16 protein-coding genes and 3 tRNA genes are annotated in these 14,771 nt (G+C 68.9%); 13 read left to right on the top strand and 6 right to left on the bottom strand.

What is annotated here, in order from left to right:
* Positions 1 to 38 precede the first annotated feature (38 nt).
* Together GPZ80_RS04395 and htpX are read left to right on the top strand one after the other, a co-directional pair.
* Positions 39 to 824 (top strand): siderophore-interacting protein, encoded by a 786-nt coding sequence (locus GPZ80_RS04395; RefSeq protein ID WP_187218457.1) that lies wholly within the window; start codon positions 39 to 41, stop codon positions 822 to 824.
* 71 nt (positions 825 to 895) lie between these two features.
* A complete protein-coding gene (gene htpX / locus GPZ80_RS04390; protein ID WP_187218456.1) occupies positions 896 to 1,747 on the top strand; it encodes a zinc metalloprotease HtpX in 852 nt (283 codons plus the stop codon).
* Positions 1,748 to 1,824: 77 nt separating this feature from the next.
* Here htpX and rfbA read toward each other — a convergent pair whose 3' ends face one another.
* The 3 genes from rfbA to GPZ80_RS04375 all read right to left on the bottom strand — a co-directional run bounded on the left by rfbA (position 1,825) and on the right by GPZ80_RS04375 (position 3,486).
* Positions 1,825 to 2,703, bottom strand: coding sequence for a glucose-1-phosphate thymidylyltransferase RfbA (rfbA, locus tag GPZ80_RS04385; RefSeq protein ID WP_187218455.1), 879 nt, complete (start codon positions 2,701 to 2,703; stop codon positions 1,825 to 1,827).
* A complete protein-coding gene (locus GPZ80_RS04380) occupies positions 2,700 to 2,918 on the bottom strand; it encodes a hypothetical protein (RefSeq protein ID WP_187218454.1) in 219 nt (72 codons plus the stop codon). Before GPZ80_RS04380 ends, rfbA begins: the two co-directional genes overlap by 4 nt.
* A 76-nt stretch (positions 2,919 to 2,994) precedes the next feature.
* Positions 2,995 to 3,486 carry a YajQ family cyclic di-GMP-binding protein gene (locus tag GPZ80_RS04375; protein WP_187218453.1) on the bottom strand — a complete coding sequence of 164 codons (492 nt, stop codon included), beginning with the start codon at positions 3,484 to 3,486 and terminating at the stop codon, positions 2,995 to 2,997.
* 133 nt (positions 3,487 to 3,619) lie between these two features.
* On the opposite strand from GPZ80_RS04375, the gene GPZ80_RS04370 reads away from it, so the two are divergent.
* Positions 3,620 to 3,700: transfer RNA gene (locus GPZ80_RS04370), tRNA-Tyr, on the top strand.
* A 650-nt stretch (positions 3,701 to 4,350) separates the two neighbouring features.
* A complete protein-coding gene (locus GPZ80_RS04365; protein WP_187218452.1) occupies positions 4,351 to 4,848 on the top strand; it encodes a hypothetical protein in 498 nt (165 codons plus the stop codon).
* A gap of 56 nt (positions 4,849 to 4,904) precedes the next feature.
* Here the strand turns inward: GPZ80_RS04365 and GPZ80_RS04360 are convergent, their stop codons facing one another.
* Both GPZ80_RS04360 and GPZ80_RS04355 read right to left on the bottom strand, forming a co-directional pair.
* Positions 4,905 to 6,104: a hypothetical protein gene (locus tag GPZ80_RS04360; RefSeq protein ID WP_187218451.1), complete on the bottom strand. Its 1,200-nt coding sequence runs from the start codon at positions 6,102 to 6,104 to the stop codon at positions 4,905 to 4,907.
* Positions 6,101 to 6,625 (bottom strand): SigE family RNA polymerase sigma factor, encoded by a 525-nt coding sequence (locus GPZ80_RS04355; protein WP_187218450.1) that lies wholly within the window; start codon positions 6,623 to 6,625, stop codon positions 6,101 to 6,103. The genes GPZ80_RS04360 and GPZ80_RS04355 overlap by 4 nt, the downstream gene beginning before the upstream one ends.
* A gap of 127 nt (positions 6,626 to 6,752) precedes the next feature.
* On the opposite strand from GPZ80_RS04355, the gene GPZ80_RS04350 reads away from it, so the two are divergent.
* A complete protein-coding gene (locus GPZ80_RS04350; RefSeq protein ID WP_187218449.1) occupies positions 6,753 to 7,733 on the top strand; it encodes a winged helix DNA-binding domain-containing protein in 981 nt (326 codons plus the stop codon).
* Between the two features lie 79 nt (positions 7,734 to 7,812).
* Here the strand turns inward: GPZ80_RS04350 and GPZ80_RS04345 are convergent, their stop codons facing one another.
* Positions 7,813 to 8,718, bottom strand: a complete 906-nt coding sequence (locus tag GPZ80_RS04345; protein WP_312880107.1) for a GNAT family N-acetyltransferase — start codon at positions 8,716 to 8,718, stop codon at positions 7,813 to 7,815.
* 294 nt (positions 8,719 to 9,012) lie between these two features.
* On the opposite strand from GPZ80_RS04345, the gene GPZ80_RS04340 reads away from it, so the two are divergent.
* The 8 genes from GPZ80_RS04340 to GPZ80_RS04305 all read left to right on the top strand — a co-directional run bounded on the left by GPZ80_RS04340 (position 9,013) and on the right by GPZ80_RS04305 (position 14,771).
* The gene (locus tag GPZ80_RS04340; protein ID WP_187218448.1) at positions 9,013 to 11,676 is read left to right on the top strand and encodes a putative bifunctional diguanylate cyclase/phosphodiesterase; all 2,664 of its coding nucleotides are present in this window, start codon (positions 9,013 to 9,015) and stop codon (positions 11,674 to 11,676) included.
* Between the two features lie 64 nt (positions 11,677 to 11,740).
* Positions 11,741 to 11,813: transfer RNA gene (locus GPZ80_RS04335), tRNA-Thr, on the top strand.
* A gap of 63 nt (positions 11,814 to 11,876) precedes the next feature.
* Positions 11,877 to 11,949, top strand: a tRNA-Met gene (locus GPZ80_RS04330).
* A 193-nt stretch (positions 11,950 to 12,142) separates the two neighbouring features.
* Positions 12,143 to 12,307, top strand: coding sequence for a 50S ribosomal protein L33 (rpmG, locus tag GPZ80_RS04325; protein WP_091382724.1), 165 nt, complete (start codon positions 12,143 to 12,145; stop codon positions 12,305 to 12,307).
* Positions 12,308 to 12,409: 102 nt separating this feature from the next.
* Positions 12,410 to 12,868, top strand: coding sequence for a MaoC family dehydratase N-terminal domain-containing protein (locus GPZ80_RS04320; protein WP_187218447.1), 459 nt, complete (start codon positions 12,410 to 12,412; stop codon positions 12,866 to 12,868).
* The gene (locus GPZ80_RS04315; RefSeq protein ID WP_187218446.1) at positions 12,865 to 13,269 is read left to right on the top strand and encodes a MaoC family dehydratase; all 405 of its coding nucleotides are present in this window, start codon (positions 12,865 to 12,867) and stop codon (positions 13,267 to 13,269) included. The genes GPZ80_RS04320 and GPZ80_RS04315 overlap by 4 nt, the downstream gene beginning before the upstream one ends.
* A 103-nt stretch (positions 13,270 to 13,372) precedes the next feature.
* Complete coding sequence (locus GPZ80_RS04310) at positions 13,373 to 13,588, top strand: hypothetical protein (protein WP_091382932.1); 216 nt, start codon at positions 13,373 to 13,375, stop codon at positions 13,586 to 13,588.
* A gap of 76 nt (positions 13,589 to 13,664) precedes the next feature.
* Positions 13,665 to 14,771: an aminotransferase-like domain-containing protein gene (locus GPZ80_RS04305; RefSeq protein ID WP_187218445.1), complete on the top strand. Its 1,107-nt coding sequence runs from the start codon at positions 13,665 to 13,667 to the stop codon at positions 14,769 to 14,771.

Raw genomic sequence — 14,771 nt, 5'->3', positions numbered from 1 at the left:
ATAAACCTGCCGAAACCCGGCGAGTGAGGATGGCACCGATGAACGCGAACGAAACCCCCGCCCGCCGCCGCTCCCGCAGGCAGGAGACCCGCCTCTGGCGCGTCCCCGTGGTCCGGGTCGAGCGGATCACCCCGCACATGGCGAGGGTCACGGTCCAGGGCGACTCCCTGGCCGACCTCGCGGGCGCCGGGACCGACCAGAACGTGATGCTCTACTTCTACCCCGACGACCTCGTGCTGCCCGAGCCGCTGACGCTCGAGTCCGCGCGCGCCCTGTGGTCCCAGGTCCGCCCGCTGACCCGCACGTACACGATCCGCAGGCACGACCCGGTGACCAACGAGGTCGACTTCGACTTCGTCCTGCACGGCGACTGCGGTCCCGCGTCCGCCTGGGCGGAGCGTGCCAAGGTCGGCGACGAACTGATCTTCGTCGGCCCCTCGCCCGCCTACCAGCCCGACCCGGCCGCCGACTGGTACCTGCTCGCCGGGGACGAGACCGCGCTGCCCGCCATCAGCGCGATTCTGGACGTCCTTCCGAAGGGCAAGCCCGTGCTGGCGTTCGTCGAGGTCGCCGACGCCGCCGAGGAACACCCCGGCCTCGACCTCACCTGGCTGCACCGCGACGGCGTGCCCGCGGGTGAGAGCACGGTCCTCGTCGACGCCATCCGGGCCGCGGAACTGCCCGATGGCCTGCCCGAGGTGTGGATGGCGGGGGAGCGCACCGCGATGCTCGCCGTCCGCGCCCACCTGCTCGACGAACGCGGCTACCCGAGGCAGCGTGTGCGGCCCACCACATACTGGCGGCTGGGCGAGAGCGGCAACTGAGGAACTTCTCAGTAGGCACGGGCGTTTGTCTTCCGGACCCAACAGGAGCTTTACATCGGGGAGGCGACAACGTGCAGTGGCATGGCAACGGGCTCAAGACCGTTCTGCTGCTGGGCGGCATGAGCACGCTGATCCTGCTGGTCAGCTCCCTGTTCGGGCGCACCGCGCTGATCATCGGCGGCGGTGTGGCGGTCCTGCTGAGCGTCCACGCCTTCATCAACTCGGACAAAATCGCACTCCGGGTGATGCGTGCCCGACCGGTCTCCCAGGCTGAGCACCCGGCGCTGTACCGAATCGTCGCGGAGCTGGCCACGGCCGCCCGCCAGCCGATGCCGCGCCTCTACCTCAGCCACACCCTCGCCCCCAACGCCTTCGCCACCGGCCGCAACCCCCGCACCGCCGCGATCTGCTGCACCACGGGTTTGCTGGACCTACTCGACGAACGCGAACTGCGCGGCGTCCTCGCCCACGAGCTGTCCCACGTCTACAACCGCGACATCCTCATCTCCTGCGTAGCGGGCGCGTTGGCAGGCGCGGTCAGCATGATCGCCGGCATAGCCATGCTCACCGGCTTCTTCGGCGACGATGACGACGACAACCCGATCGCCATGCTGGTGGTGGGCATGCTCGGCCCGGTCGCGGCCACCATCGTCCGCATGGCCGTAAGCCGCTCCAGGGAGTACCAGGCCGACGAATCGGGCGCGAAACTCACCGGGGACCCACTGGGCCTCGCCATGGCCCTGCGCAAACTGGACGCCGGAACCAAGGCCGCGCCACTGCCCGCCGAACCCGCTTTGGTCTCGCAGTCACACCTGATGATCGCAAACCCGTTCCGCACCAACGCCCGGTTCGCCCGCAGGTTCACCACCCACCCACCGATCGACGACCGCGTCGCCCGCCTGGAGGCAATGGCCGAGGCCTAGCGCCGTGGTCTGGGCGACTCGCCTGTCAGTACCCCGAATAACAGGCAAGCCCCCCACAGGACACCCCGTGTAGCGACCTAGCGAGCCCCAGCAGCCTTCGCCACGGCCATCACGTACTCCCCATACCCCGACTTCGCCAGCTTCTCGCCCAGCGCATAGCACTCGTCCGCCGTGATGAACCCGCGCTCCAGTGCGACTTCCTCAAGGCAAGCCACCCGAACCCCCGTCCGGTGCTCCAGAACCTGCACGAACTGCCCGGCCTCCAGCAGCGAGTCGTGAGTGCCGGTGTCCAGCCACGCGAACCCGCGCCCCAGGTCCACCAACTTGGCCCGCCCTTGCCGCAGGTACTCCAGGTTGACGTCGGTGATCTCCAGTTCGCCCCGCGGCGACGGCCGCAGGTTCTTGGCGATCTTGACGACGTCGTTGTCGTAGAAGTACAGACCGGTGATGGCCCGGTTCGACCTGGGCTTCGCCGGCTTCTCTTCGATCGACACCAGCGTGCCCTCGGCGTCGACCTCGCCGACGCCGTACCGCTCGGGGTCCTTCACGCGGTAGCCGAACAGCACGGCGCCGTCCAGCGTGGTGACGCTCTCGTGGAGCTGGTGGGAGAAGTTCTGCCCGAAGAAGATGTTGTCGCCCAGGATCAGCGCGACCGGGTCTTCGCCGATGAACTCCTCACCGATGATGAACGCCTCCGCCAGCCCGTTGGGCTCCGGCTGCACGGCGTAGGAGAAACGCACACCCAGTTGGCTGCCGTCGCCCAGCAGGCGCTCGAAGTTGGGCAGGTCGGTGGGGGTCGAGATGATCAGGATGTCCCGGATGCCTGCCAGCATCAGCACCGACAGCGGGTAATAGACCATGGGTTTGTCGTAGACCGGGAGCAGCTGCTTCGACACCGCTTGGGTGATCGGATGCAGCCGCGTCCCACTTCCTCCGGCGAGGATGATGCCCTTCATCGCGGCTCCTGTCGTGTCTCGTCCAGCATCGAGCCTCGGCCGCTTTCGTTTACCGCTTTCGCCCGCAATGTGAGCAAATCGCGCCGCAGCGCGCACGCCCGGTGGAACCGCGCCCGGTCGCGCAACGCCAGCGCGACATCGATCGACCGCATCACGAACGAGAGCCGACGCTCGATGTCGTCGACGTCGATGATGCCTTTGTCGTGCTCACTCATGGCGACCTCCGGCAGGGGGACGGGGGTGAATCTCCACCTTGCCGCCGAGACACCCCGCCGGGGTCTCCCATCTTGCTTACCGGTAGTTCGTGAACTGCAGAGCGATCCCGAAGTCGCCGGTCTTGAGCAGGGTGATGACGTCCTGCAGGTGGTCCTTTTTCTTGCCGGTGACCCGCAGTTGGTCGCCCTGGATCTGGGCCTGGACGCCCTTCGGGCCTTCCTCACGGATCTTCTTGGCGATCTCCTTGGCCTTCTCCGAGGAGATGCCCTGCACCAGGGTGCCGGTGACCTTATAGACCTTGCCGGAGAGCGCGGGCTCCTCGACGTCGAATGCCTTCTGGGAGATGTTGCGCTTGATCAGCTTCTCTTTGAACACCTCGATCGCCGCCGCGCAGCGCTCCTCGGTGTCGGCCTGGAAGGTGATCGCCTCGTCACCGCTCCAGCTCACCTGGGCGCCGGTGTTGCGGAAGTCGAACCGAGTGGACAGTTCCTTCGCGGCCTGGTTGAGCGCGTTGTCCACCTCCTGCCGGTCGACCTTGCTCACCACGTCGAAAGACGGGTCCGCCACGTGTCTCGCACCTCCACATCAAGGGGTTCTGGTGGCCAGGATGCTACCGCCGCGCGGCACTGGGGGTACCGATTGGAACCCGGTGGAGGGGGTTGGGTATTGTTCCCTCCGTCCAGCGGCGCTGGACGAACCCGGCGGGTTGCCCGAGCGGCCAATGGGAGCGGACTGTAAATCCGTCGCGAAAGCTTCGAAGGTTCGAATCCTTCACCCGCCACACCAACGAAACAAGCCTATGACCTGTGCGACGGTCATAGGCTTGTTTCGTTGTGTCCCGGGTCCGCCACCGCTGGCGTGGTCACACCAATTACTTCTTATGTCATCGGTCGGCCCGTTGAATTAAGGCGGGCCCGGCCGCATCCCTGCAAATGCGGCCGGACCCGGTCCCCATCGCGCGCGAGGGCAGCGCGATCGGGAGGTGCCGCCGGGTTTCAACTTTCCCGGCGGACGTCTCTTTAAATTTCAGTCCCCAGTCGCTGAAATTCTGTGAATTGTTGGTGTCCGCCGGACGTCGGGCAGGATTTCGCCCGGCGAATGCGGGGTCGGGAGTGCCCCAACGAGGATGCGTTCGCCCGCGGTCCCGCCGCAGGGCGCCCCTGCCGGCCAGTGGCGGGACCGCGACCTCGGCGTTCCCCGGATATGCCGGATGCGATCACGCGTTGCTCTCTTTGGACTGAACGCCTGCGGCCATTTGTCGCACTTTCCGGCCGACGCGCGAAGCGTCGACCTGGTGTCACCCGAAAGATGGACGTGTACCACCATGCTCTGTGACTAACTTTCCATTCCTGACTCCGGGAGGGAGTAATGGTGTTGTCTTCGAAAATCAAGCGTCTTTTGCTAGTCGGACTGTCAATACTGTCTATTACGGTGTCGGCGCCGAGCGCGGCCGCCGATGACGGAAAGAATCAGCGGGACCGGCCGGACGCGGCGCAGCGGGTGCCTGGTCGACCGGACCCGAACGCGCCCTGGGTGGATTTGCTCCCGGACGATGGGAAGGATCGTCCGGGAGCCACATCGCAGTACACGGTCGCGGCCTACTACCTGCCGTTCAACTTCTCGTACGACTTCTCGACGAGCCTGGCTTCCCGCTCGTTCTGGCCGTCGTACAACGGCACCGCCTGCGTGAACCTCCGCGCGACCGGCAGCACGGATCCGAGCTACTGGTGGCGTGAGATCAAGGTCGAGATGTGGAACGCCTACGGCGTCGACACCCGCATCGGCCTGCCCGTCCGGTACAAGCTCGACGGGTACTACTACGGGTACTGCTGGCACGGCCTCAACCCGTACAACGAGCACTACTTCCGCCTGACCAAGGACTGGGGACCCTCCAGAGTGTGGGGCGACGGTTGGGCATCGCCGAACTGATCCGGTATGGCGGGGGTGGGGCTGGCGCTCCACCCCCGCCGCGGTTGTGAGTCTGTTCATCGCTGCCTGACCCGCATCGCGGTCGTGACCGTGTTCGGGTCGACCAGCCGCTCGACGGCCAGGCGGTCCTGGCCGAGCCTGCCCAAGTTGATCACCAGGTCGCCGTTGGCGAGCACCACCCGGTTACCAGGATGCAGTTCTCCTGGCCCGGTGGCCTCGAAGGTCAGCACCCCGGCCCGCTCGACCAGGTTGCCGGGAATGCTCGACCGCGCGATCTGGACCGTGCCGATCGAGCTCAGCCCCGTGAGCCCGGTGTCGACCGTGCCGTCCGCGCCCGCCACCCCGACCAGCCCTTCCGCGGTGACGATCAAGTCGCCCGGGCGGACGTCGCCGATCGCCTTGGTGGTCTGCCCCACCGTCGTCAGCGTCACGGACTCGACGTCCGGGTCGGTCAGGGCGGGCGCCAGCCGGACCGCGATCGGTGCCAGTGCGGCCACCTGCACGGTCGAGTTCCACGCCGCCATCCCGGTCTGGCCCACGAGCCACACGACGCCGTCCGGCTCGATCGGCTGTTCCTCCTCGAACTCCATGTCGTACGTGGACGACCGGAACTTGATCGCCGTCGCCCCCGGCGTGGCCAGCGTGAAGCCGACCGCGCCGCCACCGCGCAGTTCCTCGTCGCCCGACGCGGGCTTCGCCGCGATGAAGCCGATGGCCCGCTGGCCCGGCTCCGCCGTCGTCACCGCCCGCAGGAACAGCTTCGTCTCGTCGGCGACGCCGTGGATGCTGACCGCGCTGGTCACGAAGGCCACCCGGCTGCGTCCGCCGTCCATCGGCGCGACCATGGCGATGACCACCATGCTCGCCGACCGGTCTACCCGCTTGCCCGCGTAGATCGTCCGCACCGGCCCGGTGGGCCCGTTCTCCCCGGCGCCGCGCCAGAGCGCCTCAGCCCGCTCGTGCAGCGCCATGTCGCCCACGAGGTTGCCGCGCATCGGCCACTCGACCACCGGCGCGGCCGGTGTCGCCAGATCGGGCTCGGCCTGCCGCCAGCTCACGACGAACGCGCCCGCCACCGCGATCAGCACGACGGCCAGCGCCGCCACTATCTGGACCGTGTGCTGCCGCTGTTCGCGCCTGCGGGTGTGCACCCTGCGCAGCATCCGGTCGACCTGATCGACGTGCGCATGCACGTCCATGGCCCCCAGTTCGTGGCGGAGCCGGGCCACGGTCCGATCCTGCTCGTCCGCGATCATGCCCACCTCCTCCCCGGCGAAGTGACTACCGTGGCGTGCTCCACGGCCCCCGCCTTCCACGTTTCCCTGACCTTCGCCAGCCCCCGGCTGGTCAGTGATTTGACGGTGCCGACCGAACACCCCAACTCGACCGCGGTCTGCGCCTCGGTCAGATCCAGCCAGAACCGTGCGACCACGGCGGCCCGCTGGCGCGGCGGCAGTATCTGCAGGACCGCCAGGACGTGTTCGCGCGCCACCACGGCACCCGCGAAATCCTCGAGGTCCAACTGTCCGGCGATCTCGTCGAGCGTCACCAGGGGTTTGCGCTTGGCCGAGCGCAGAAACTCGTGGTAGATCGCCTTGCGCGCGTAGGCGACCGCGTTGTCCGCGGGAACCTTGCGCCATCTCTTAAGGCAGCGCACCAGCGCTTCCTGCAGGACCTCTTCGGCGTCCCAGCGGCGCCCGGTGAGCATCACGGCGTAACGCAGGAGCTGGTCGTACCGCTCCCGGACGAACCCGTCGAAATCCAGGTCCTCCCGCATGCCGCCACACCCCCCATCCGCGCCGATTCACGTCCCGATCCACCCCCTAGACCGTGGGGAGCGCCGAAAGGTTGCCGCGATCGCCGAACTTTCCCCGATCGGACCCATGACCGCTACCTTCTGGGCCATGACGACGGTGAATCCGCTGGTCGCGCGCACTGTCGCCCAGGGGCTCGCGGGTCGACGGCCGACGTCGGCCGCCGAAGCCGTGCGCCGGGTCGTGGCCCTGCAGGGGCAGGACGTCCGGGCCAACCGGCTCGCTGTCCGCGCCCGAACCGACGGCCTGAGCCGCGCCGACGTCGACACCGCGGTCGCCACAGGGGAGGTGATTCGCACCTGGGCAATGCGCGGAACCCTGCACATGCTCGCTGCCGAGGACGCGGGCTGGATCGTCGCGCTGCTCGGTCCGCGGTTCGCCCACGGCCTGCGTGGCAGGCGATCCCGACTCGGTCTGGACGACGACCTCTCCGCCCGCGGCGCCGAGGTGATCGCCGACGCCGCTGCCCAGCCTCGGACCCGGGCCGAACTGGTCGAGACACTGCGCGCCGAGGGCATCGACCTGGACCCCCGAACCCAGGCGCCCGCCCACCTGATCGCCTACGCGGCGATGACCGGTCTGATCCGCCGCGGCCCCGACCGCGGTGACGACGAGCCGACCTACGTGCGGTTCGGAGATCTTCCCGCCGTCGACGAGCCGCGTGCGCTCACCCGACTCGCGCAGCGGTACCTGGCAGGCCACGCGCCCGCTTCCGCAGAGGACTTCGCCACCTGGTCGGGCCTGCCGTTGGGGAAGGCCCGTTCCGGGTTCAACGACGCCGAGGAACCGCCGCCTGCCGCCGATCCCGGCCGGACCGTCCGGCTGGTCGGCCACTTCGACGCCTATCTCCTCGGCTACCGCGACCGCCCGGTGCCCGCCGAGCACGCCCGCAAGCTCCAGGCGGGCGGCGGATTCGTCATGCCCGCCGTGCTGGTCGACGGCCGCGCGGTCGCGACCTGGCGTCGCACGCGCGGGAAGGTGGAGGTCGAGTCGTTCGGGCGGCTGCCCAAGGGCACCACCGACGCGGTGGACGCGGAGATCGCCGACATCGCGAGGTTCCTCGGGGACTGAACTGCGAACTCGATGTCCTGGGCGTGGAACTCGGTGTCGTGAACGTGGAACTCGGTGTTTTGAACGTGGGACTCGCGGGTCAGAAGGTGGGGCGGCGGATCCAGGTGGTCCACAGCGGCCGGTAGCCCATGGCGTACCAGAACGGTGTCGAGTACGGGTTGGCCAGAGCGTGGTGCAGCAGCGTCACCGGCGGGCCCGCGGCGTCGATGACGGCGTGCGCGTGGGCGGCGAGGGCCGCGCCGACCCCGCCGCCGCGCTCGGACTCGACCACACCGAGGCAGCCGAGGTAACCCGTGGCGGACGCGGCGACGTAGCCGCTCGCCCAGTTCGACACCGGCGGCAGCTGGATGTGGACCATGCCCACCACCCGGCCCGCACGTTCGGCCAGCCACACCAGCGGCTCCGGCTGACCGAGCAGGAACAGGAGTTGGTTGCGCAGCACCTCCGCGGTGCTCTCGCGCGGCGTGATCTTGCCGAAGGGCGCGTCGAAGCGCACGACCGCCAGGTTCAGCTCGGTCGCCACCGCCAGATCCGCCGCGGTCGCCGCCCGGACGCGAACACCCGGGTCGCCTGGCGGCCCGCCGCGGCAGGCCTTGCGTACCGCGAGCACGCTGCACGGCACGAACCCGCGGTGGACCAGCGCCGACACCGCCTCGGTGTCCCGGCTCGGCAGTTCGATCACCGCCGCGGAGTCCTTGTCGCCGGGCGCGACCGTGTCCCTGATCGACTCCAGCCACTGGTCCAGCAGCGCGCCGAGCACGGTGGCCCGGTCGTCGCCCGCCAGCCGGACGTCCATCCGGTGCGTGCGCGCAGGCTCCCAACTCCTGGCCGCCAGCCCCACCGGCAGGTGCTGAAACCAGGTGACCGCCTCTCCGCCGTCGACCGACAACCGCGTCCCCGCACGGAAGTCCGCGGGGGCGGGCAGCAGGGGATCCGACGCGCCGACGCGGGCGGCGTGCTCGGCGATGATCGCGGCGGGGTCCACGCGCCCATCCAACCGCAGGCGGAACCCACGTCCGTGGTCCACGGTTCACCCGCACGGGGTGATCGTGGTCATTCGGCGACAATCCGCCGATCGCGTCGGACAGTGCCCACGCGCACGTCACGGTCGGCGCAGTGTCATCAACCTGCGGGGGACATGGCCGGATCATGGTGCCGGCGGGTAACTAGCACACGTGCCTCTTTCGCCTGATCGGGGTACAGTCAGCGAGCCGTCGGGGGACCCGCCATGTGCGGGGTACACCAACCGGGCCCACCATCGGCCGTCCGAGGAGGTTGCATGCCGGACCACTCAGGCGCGGCCGAACCGGTGGCGACACCGTCGCCGCCACCCGCTGAACATCCGCAGTGGCCTGCCGAGGATCCGGCGCCGAACCGGCGCTTCCTGGTCTTCTCCCTCATGGTGCTCGTCTCGGCCGTCACCGCCGCCTGCCTGATGTCGTGGTGGCTTCCCTCCTACCCCCGCCCGCAGCTGATCTGGATCGGCCTGCTGCTCGCGCTCGGGTTCCTGATCGCCGAACAGCTCGCGATCAACATCGACGTCCGCAGCGGGGTCTCATGGTCGATCTCCTTCTGTGAGATCCCCTTGGTCATCGGCCTGTTCGTGGCGCCGTTCGAAGTCGTCCTCGCCGCCCATCTCGCCGCGGGCGTGGGCACGCTGCTCGTGCGCCGGGTCCATGACCGAATCCTTTACAACGCGGGCGCGATGATCTTCGAGATCTGCTCCGCGTTCGCCACGCTCACCCTCGTCAACCAGCTCCTCGGGGGCTTCGGGCCGTCTTGGGCCGGAGTGATCGCGGGCGCGCTCGTCGCGCCGCTGTCGAGCACCCTGCTCGCCCTCGTGTGCGTGCGCGTCCTCGGCCGCCGGATGCGCGTCGGCGCGGCCGTGCGCCTGGTCCTGCGCACCCTCGTCCTCGGCATGGTCAACGCCTCCGCCGGCGTGATCGGCTACCAGGTCGCGGTGCACGCCGAGTCCGGCTGGCCGCTGCTGGTCCTCGCCCTCGGCGGCCTGTCCGCCCTCTACCTCGCCTACTCCGGGATGCTGCGCGAACAGCGCGACCTCGAAGCGCTCTCGGAAGTCAGCCTCATCGTCGCCCGCGCGGGCCACCAGGCCGCCGCGAAACCGTCCCTTGGAGTCGGGGAGTCCGCGCGCGTCGACGACAGCGCCGACGACGAGTGGCAGGTCATCGCCGACCGGATCAAAGACCAACTCGGCGCCGCCCGAGTCGTGCTGCGCCTGCGGTTCGACGCCCAGCAGCCGCTGCACACCGTCGTCTCCGGTGAGGAGCTCCCGGCCGAGATGCACGGCGTCGACGCCACCGGCGCCCGCGCCGACGCGCTGCTGCGCCTGCCCGGCTCGCAGGTCCGTCACTTCCGCCGCGGCGACGCGGCCCCGGAGATCCGCCACGCGCTGATGCGCCGCGGCGCCGACGAGGCCCTGGTGGTGCCGCTGCGCAGCGGCAGCCACCTGCTCGGCATCGTCGAGGCGCACGACAAGCTGTCCCGCTGGCGCGGCTTCGGCAGGCCCGACGTCCGGCTCATCGGCACCATGGCCAGCCACCTCGCCACCGCGATGGACAACCGCAGGCTGCTGGCGACCCTGCGCCACGACGCCTACCACGATCCGCTGACCGGCCTGCTCAACCGCCTCGGCTTCCGCCGGGCCGCGGGCGACCAACTGCGCCGCCACCCCGACTCCGTGGTCCTGCGCATCGACCTCGATGTGCTCGCCACCGTGAGTGACGCCCTCGGCTACGCGTGGAGCGACCGGATGGTCGTCGCCGCGGGCCGCAGGCTGCGCGACGAACTCGGCTCCGCCGTGGCCCTGGCCCGGCTCGAAGGCGGCGCCTTCGCCGCGCTGCTCGTAGACACCGACGACGACCGCGCCCAGACCATCGCCGAACGGCTGCGCGCGTCAGTCGCCGCTCCGTACCCGGTCGACCGGCTCACCGTCGAGGCGGGCTCGGTCGTCGGCTACTCGACACCGAAGTCGCTGGAGGGCGAGACCCTGGCCGCCGACGTCGACGTCGACGCGCTGCTGCAGCGGGCCGACGTCGCGCTGCGGGCAGCCCGCTCCAGCGGCGACAACGTCCGCGTCTACCTGCCGACCATGGGCCAGATCTTTCTGCGCCGCTTCCAACTCGTCACCCAGTTCCGCCAGGCGCTGGAGACCGGCCAGGTCAAGGTCCACTACCAGCCGAAGGTCGCGCTGCCCAGCCGCCAGGTCCTCGGCGTCGAGGCGCTCGTGCGCTGGCGCCACCCCGAGTTCGGCAAGCTCGACCCCGACGAGTTCGTCCCCGCCGTCGAGGCGGCGGGCCTGATCGACGCGCTGACCGGGTTCGTGATGGACCAGTCCCTGATCCGGGTCCGCAAGTGGCTCGACCGGGGCCTGCGGATCTCCGCCGCGGTCAACCTGTCGGTGCGCAGCCTCGACGACGCCGCGTTCCCCGACCGCGTCGCCGGCGCGCTGCAACGCCATGGCGTGCCGCCGGAACTGCTCACCCTGGAACTGACCGAATCCGGCGTCATGGCCGACCCGCAGCGGGCTCTGCCCGTCCTGCGCAGGCTGCACGCGCTCGGCGTCGTGCTCGCCGTGGACGACTTCGGCACCGGCTACTCCTCGCTGGCCTACCTCCGGCAGCTGCCGGTCGACGAGGTGAAGATCGACAAGAGTTTCGTGCTCGGCATGGGCACGGATCTGGGCGACCACGCGGTGGTCCGCTCGATCGTCGAACTCGGCCACTCGCTCGGCCTCACGGTCGTCGCCGAGGGCGTCGAGGAAGACGTCGCGCGTGATCAGCTCGCGGCCATGGGATGCGACGTCGCCCAGGGCTACTTGATCTCCCGCCCGCTGTCGGAAAGTCGGCTGGAAGCGTGGCTGCAGGCCAGAACCATGCAGGCCAAGGGCTTGCGCGACGAGACCGTGTTGACCTTGCTCTCGTGATGCCACCCCCGGTTTTGGAGCTTTCCGGGGAGCTGTGTAAAGTTACGCCCGTCCCCAGGGACAAGCCCCTTTAGCTCAGTCGGCAGAGCGTCTCCATGGTAAGGAGAAGGTCTACGGTTCGATTCCGTAAAGGGGCTCGACAGATCGGCCGCGTTGCACCGAGATATCCTTGCGGTGTGTCGCGGCTTGATCCATGTCAAAGCGGTGTAGCTCAGCTGGTAGAGCAAGCGGCTCATAATCGCTGTGTCGCCGGTTCAAGTCCGGCCACCGCTACGCGATAGGCGTCCTATGCTGGCGGAGAGCGCCAGCCGGGTCGCTTCGCAATAGCTTCTGGGGGCGGAGCCCCCAGGCCCCACCCCAGGGGGCTTGCCCCCTGGACCCCCTCCGTAGGTGGGGGACCCGGCGGGGAACGTGTGGTCCCGTCCTGGTTGGTTGTTTCTTCTTGTTGTTGTAAGGAAGGTTTGTTGTGGCTTCTACTGATGTGCGGCCGAAGATCACGTTGGCGTGTGAGAGCTGCAAGCACCGGAACTACATCACCAAGAAGAACCGGCGTAACGACCCGGATCGCCTGGAGATGAAGAAGTTCTGCCCGAACTGCAAGACTCACCAGCTCCACAAGGAAACTCGCTGACGCGAGGGTCCCTACAGATTTCTGCTTTCTGCCGAGACCGTCCTACCCGCTGGTAGGGCGGTCTTTGGCGTTCGTGGGTCGGGGCTTGGGTAGCCTTCGCCGGTGGCCTTGGATCAATCATTTGTCGGGCGGTCGTATCCGCCGTCGTCGGTGTATGAGGTAAGTCGGGAGAAGATCCGCGAGTTCGCCGAGGCGATCGGGGATCCGAACCCGTTGTTCGTCGATGTCGAGGCCGCGCGGGCCGCCGGGTACCCGGACGTGATCGCGCCGCCCACCTTCACGACCATCGTCAACCTCGCCGCGATCAACCGGATCGTCAGCGACCCCGAACTCGGGCTGGACTACAGCCGGATGGTGCACGGGGACCAGCGGTTCACCTACCACCGCCCACTCGTCGCGGGCGACCAGCTCGTCGTGACGAGCTACGTGGACAACATCATGAGCCGCGCGGGCAACGACTTCATCACCCTGCGCGCCGAGATCGCCGACGCGAACGGCGACCCGGTCGTCACCGCCAAGGCCCAGCTCGTCGTGCGCGACGCCGAGGAGGCCGACGAATGAGCACCCCACAGGTCGGCGACACGCTGCCGACGATCGAGGTCACCCTCACCCGCGCCGACCTCGTGCGCTACGCCGGGGCCTCGCTCGACTTCAACCCCATTCACTGGAACGAGCGCTTCGCCCGCGAAGTCGGCCTACCCGATGTGATCGCCCACGGCATGCTGACCATGGCCATCGCGGCCCGGATCGTCAGCGACTGGGACGGCGAACTGCTCGACTACTCCGCACGCTTCACCCGGCCCGTCGTCGTCCCCGACGACGACAAGGGCGCGCTGGTCGAGGTGTCCGGCAAGGTCGGCGCAGTCAACGACGACGGCACCGTGCGGATCGACCTGACCGCGAAGTTCGACGGCAAGACCGTGCTCGGCAAGCCCGTCGCGGTGCTCCGCCCGCGTTCATGAGCTGTTTCGGGGAAGGTCATCGCCAGCCATTGCGGTGACACCTGGACGGGTGCAGGCTGAGCACGCTTCGTGACCGTCGTTACACGCTCCAGGAGGAACGTTCGTGGCCGTGAACCTGAACAAGCTGGTCGACAAGGCGTATGAGGACAAGAGCCTGAGCGAGCTGCTCGACGCTCCGCCGTCCGCGCTGGAGGGCCTGACCCCCAAGCACGACGAGCTCCTCGCCGAGCTGGGAATCAAGTCCGTCGCCGACCTGGCGAAGTGGAAGTACGCCGAGCGCGCGTCCGCCATCGCCGCCCTGGCGCCCTTCCAGGCCTGAGAATCGCCGCGCTGGGGAGCCCCCGACCGGGCTCCCCACGCGCGGGGCATCGGGATTTCAGATGTAGTGTCGCAGCGTGACGGCATCTGACCTCATCTCCTTCGCCCGCGGCGCCCCCTCCCTCGACATCATCGACGTCGACGGCCTCAAAACCGCCGCGGACGCCGCACTCACCACCGACCCCGGCGGCGCGCTGGGCTACGGGACGGCAGTGGGCTACGTCCCGCTGCGCAAGTACCTCGCCGACCTTCACGGCGTGCCGGTCGAGCAGGTGCTGGTCACCAACGGCTCGATGCAGGCCGACGCGTTCCTCTTCGACGAGCTGGCCAAGCCCGGTCAGCCGGTCATCGTGGAGCGCCCGACCTACGACCGCACGCTGCTGGGCCTGCGCGGCCGTGACGCCGACGTGCGCCCGGTCTCGCTCGACGTCGACGGCATCGACACCGACGAGCTGGCCGCGCTGCTCGAAGGCGGCCTGCGCCCGACGTTCGCGCACATCATCCCCAACTTCCAGAACCCGGCCGGCTACACGCTGAGCCTGGCCAAGCGCAAGCGCCTGCTGGAGTTGGCCGAGCAGTACGACTTCACGATCTTCGAGGACGACCCGTACCGGCTGATCCGGTTCGCGGGCGAGGCACTGCCCTCGATGCTGGAGCTCGACGAGGGCCGCGGCCGGGTCGTGTTCGCCAGCTCGTTCTCCAAGACCGTGGCGCCGGGCACCCGCGTCGGCTACCTGGTCGGGTCGGCCGCGCTGATCGACAAGATCCGGGTGCGCGCGACCAACACCTACATCTCGCCGAACATGCTCGCGCAGGCGATCGTCCACCAGTTCTGCGTCAGCGGCGGCATGGAGCGCTCCATCGCCACCGTCAACGCGGCGCTGGCCGAGCGGGTCCAGGTGCTGTGCGCGGCCCTGGAGAAGCACATCCCGGAGGCGAAGTTCACCGCCCCCGAGGGCGGCTACTTCATGTGGGTCGAGCTGCCCGATGGCGTCGACGTGGCGAAGCTGCTGCCCGCCGCCGAGGAGCGCGGTGTGACGTTCGTCAAGGGCACCGACTTCCTCCTCGAAGGCGGTCAGTCGACCCTGCGCATGGCGTACTCCGGTGTGCGGGTGGACCAGATCGAGGACGGCATCACGCGGCTCGCCGAGGCCCTGAAGTCACTTCAGGTCGCGGCGGGCTGA

This window comes from Actinokineospora xionganensis (genome assembly GCF_014323725.1).
Classification (GTDB): Bacteria; Actinomycetota; Actinomycetes; order Mycobacteriales; family Pseudonocardiaceae; genus Actinokineospora; species Actinokineospora xionganensis.
This window is presented reverse-complemented; position numbering and strand designations above follow the sequence as displayed.

Coding starts and splice junctions, on each gene's coding strand:
- GPZ80_RS04360 (WP_187218451.1), bottom strand. CDS start 6,104: ATGATCGCGGACGAGCAGGATCGGACCGTGGCCCGGCTCCGCCACGAA.
- GPZ80_RS04395 (WP_187218457.1), top strand. CDS start 39: ATGAACGCGAACGAAACCCCCGCCCGCCGCCGCTCCCGCAGGCAGGAG.
- GPZ80_RS04315 (WP_187218446.1), top strand. CDS start 12,865: ATGAGCACCCCACAGGTCGGCGACACGCTGCCGACGATCGAGGTCACC.
- rfbA (WP_187218455.1), bottom strand. CDS start 2,703: ATGAAGGGCATCATCCTCGCCGGAGGAAGTGGGACGCGGCTGCATCCG.
- GPZ80_RS04355 (WP_187218450.1), bottom strand. CDS start 6,625: ATGCGGGAGGACCTGGATTTCGACGGGTTCGTCCGGGAGCGGTACGAC.
- GPZ80_RS04380 (WP_187218454.1), bottom strand. CDS start 2,918: ATGAGTGAGCACGACAAAGGCATCATCGACGTCGACGACATCGAGCGT.
- GPZ80_RS04350 (WP_187218449.1), top strand. CDS start 6,753: ATGACGACGGTGAATCCGCTGGTCGCGCGCACTGTCGCCCAGGGGCTC.
- GPZ80_RS04340 (WP_187218448.1), top strand. CDS start 9,013: ATGCCGGACCACTCAGGCGCGGCCGAACCGGTGGCGACACCGTCGCCG.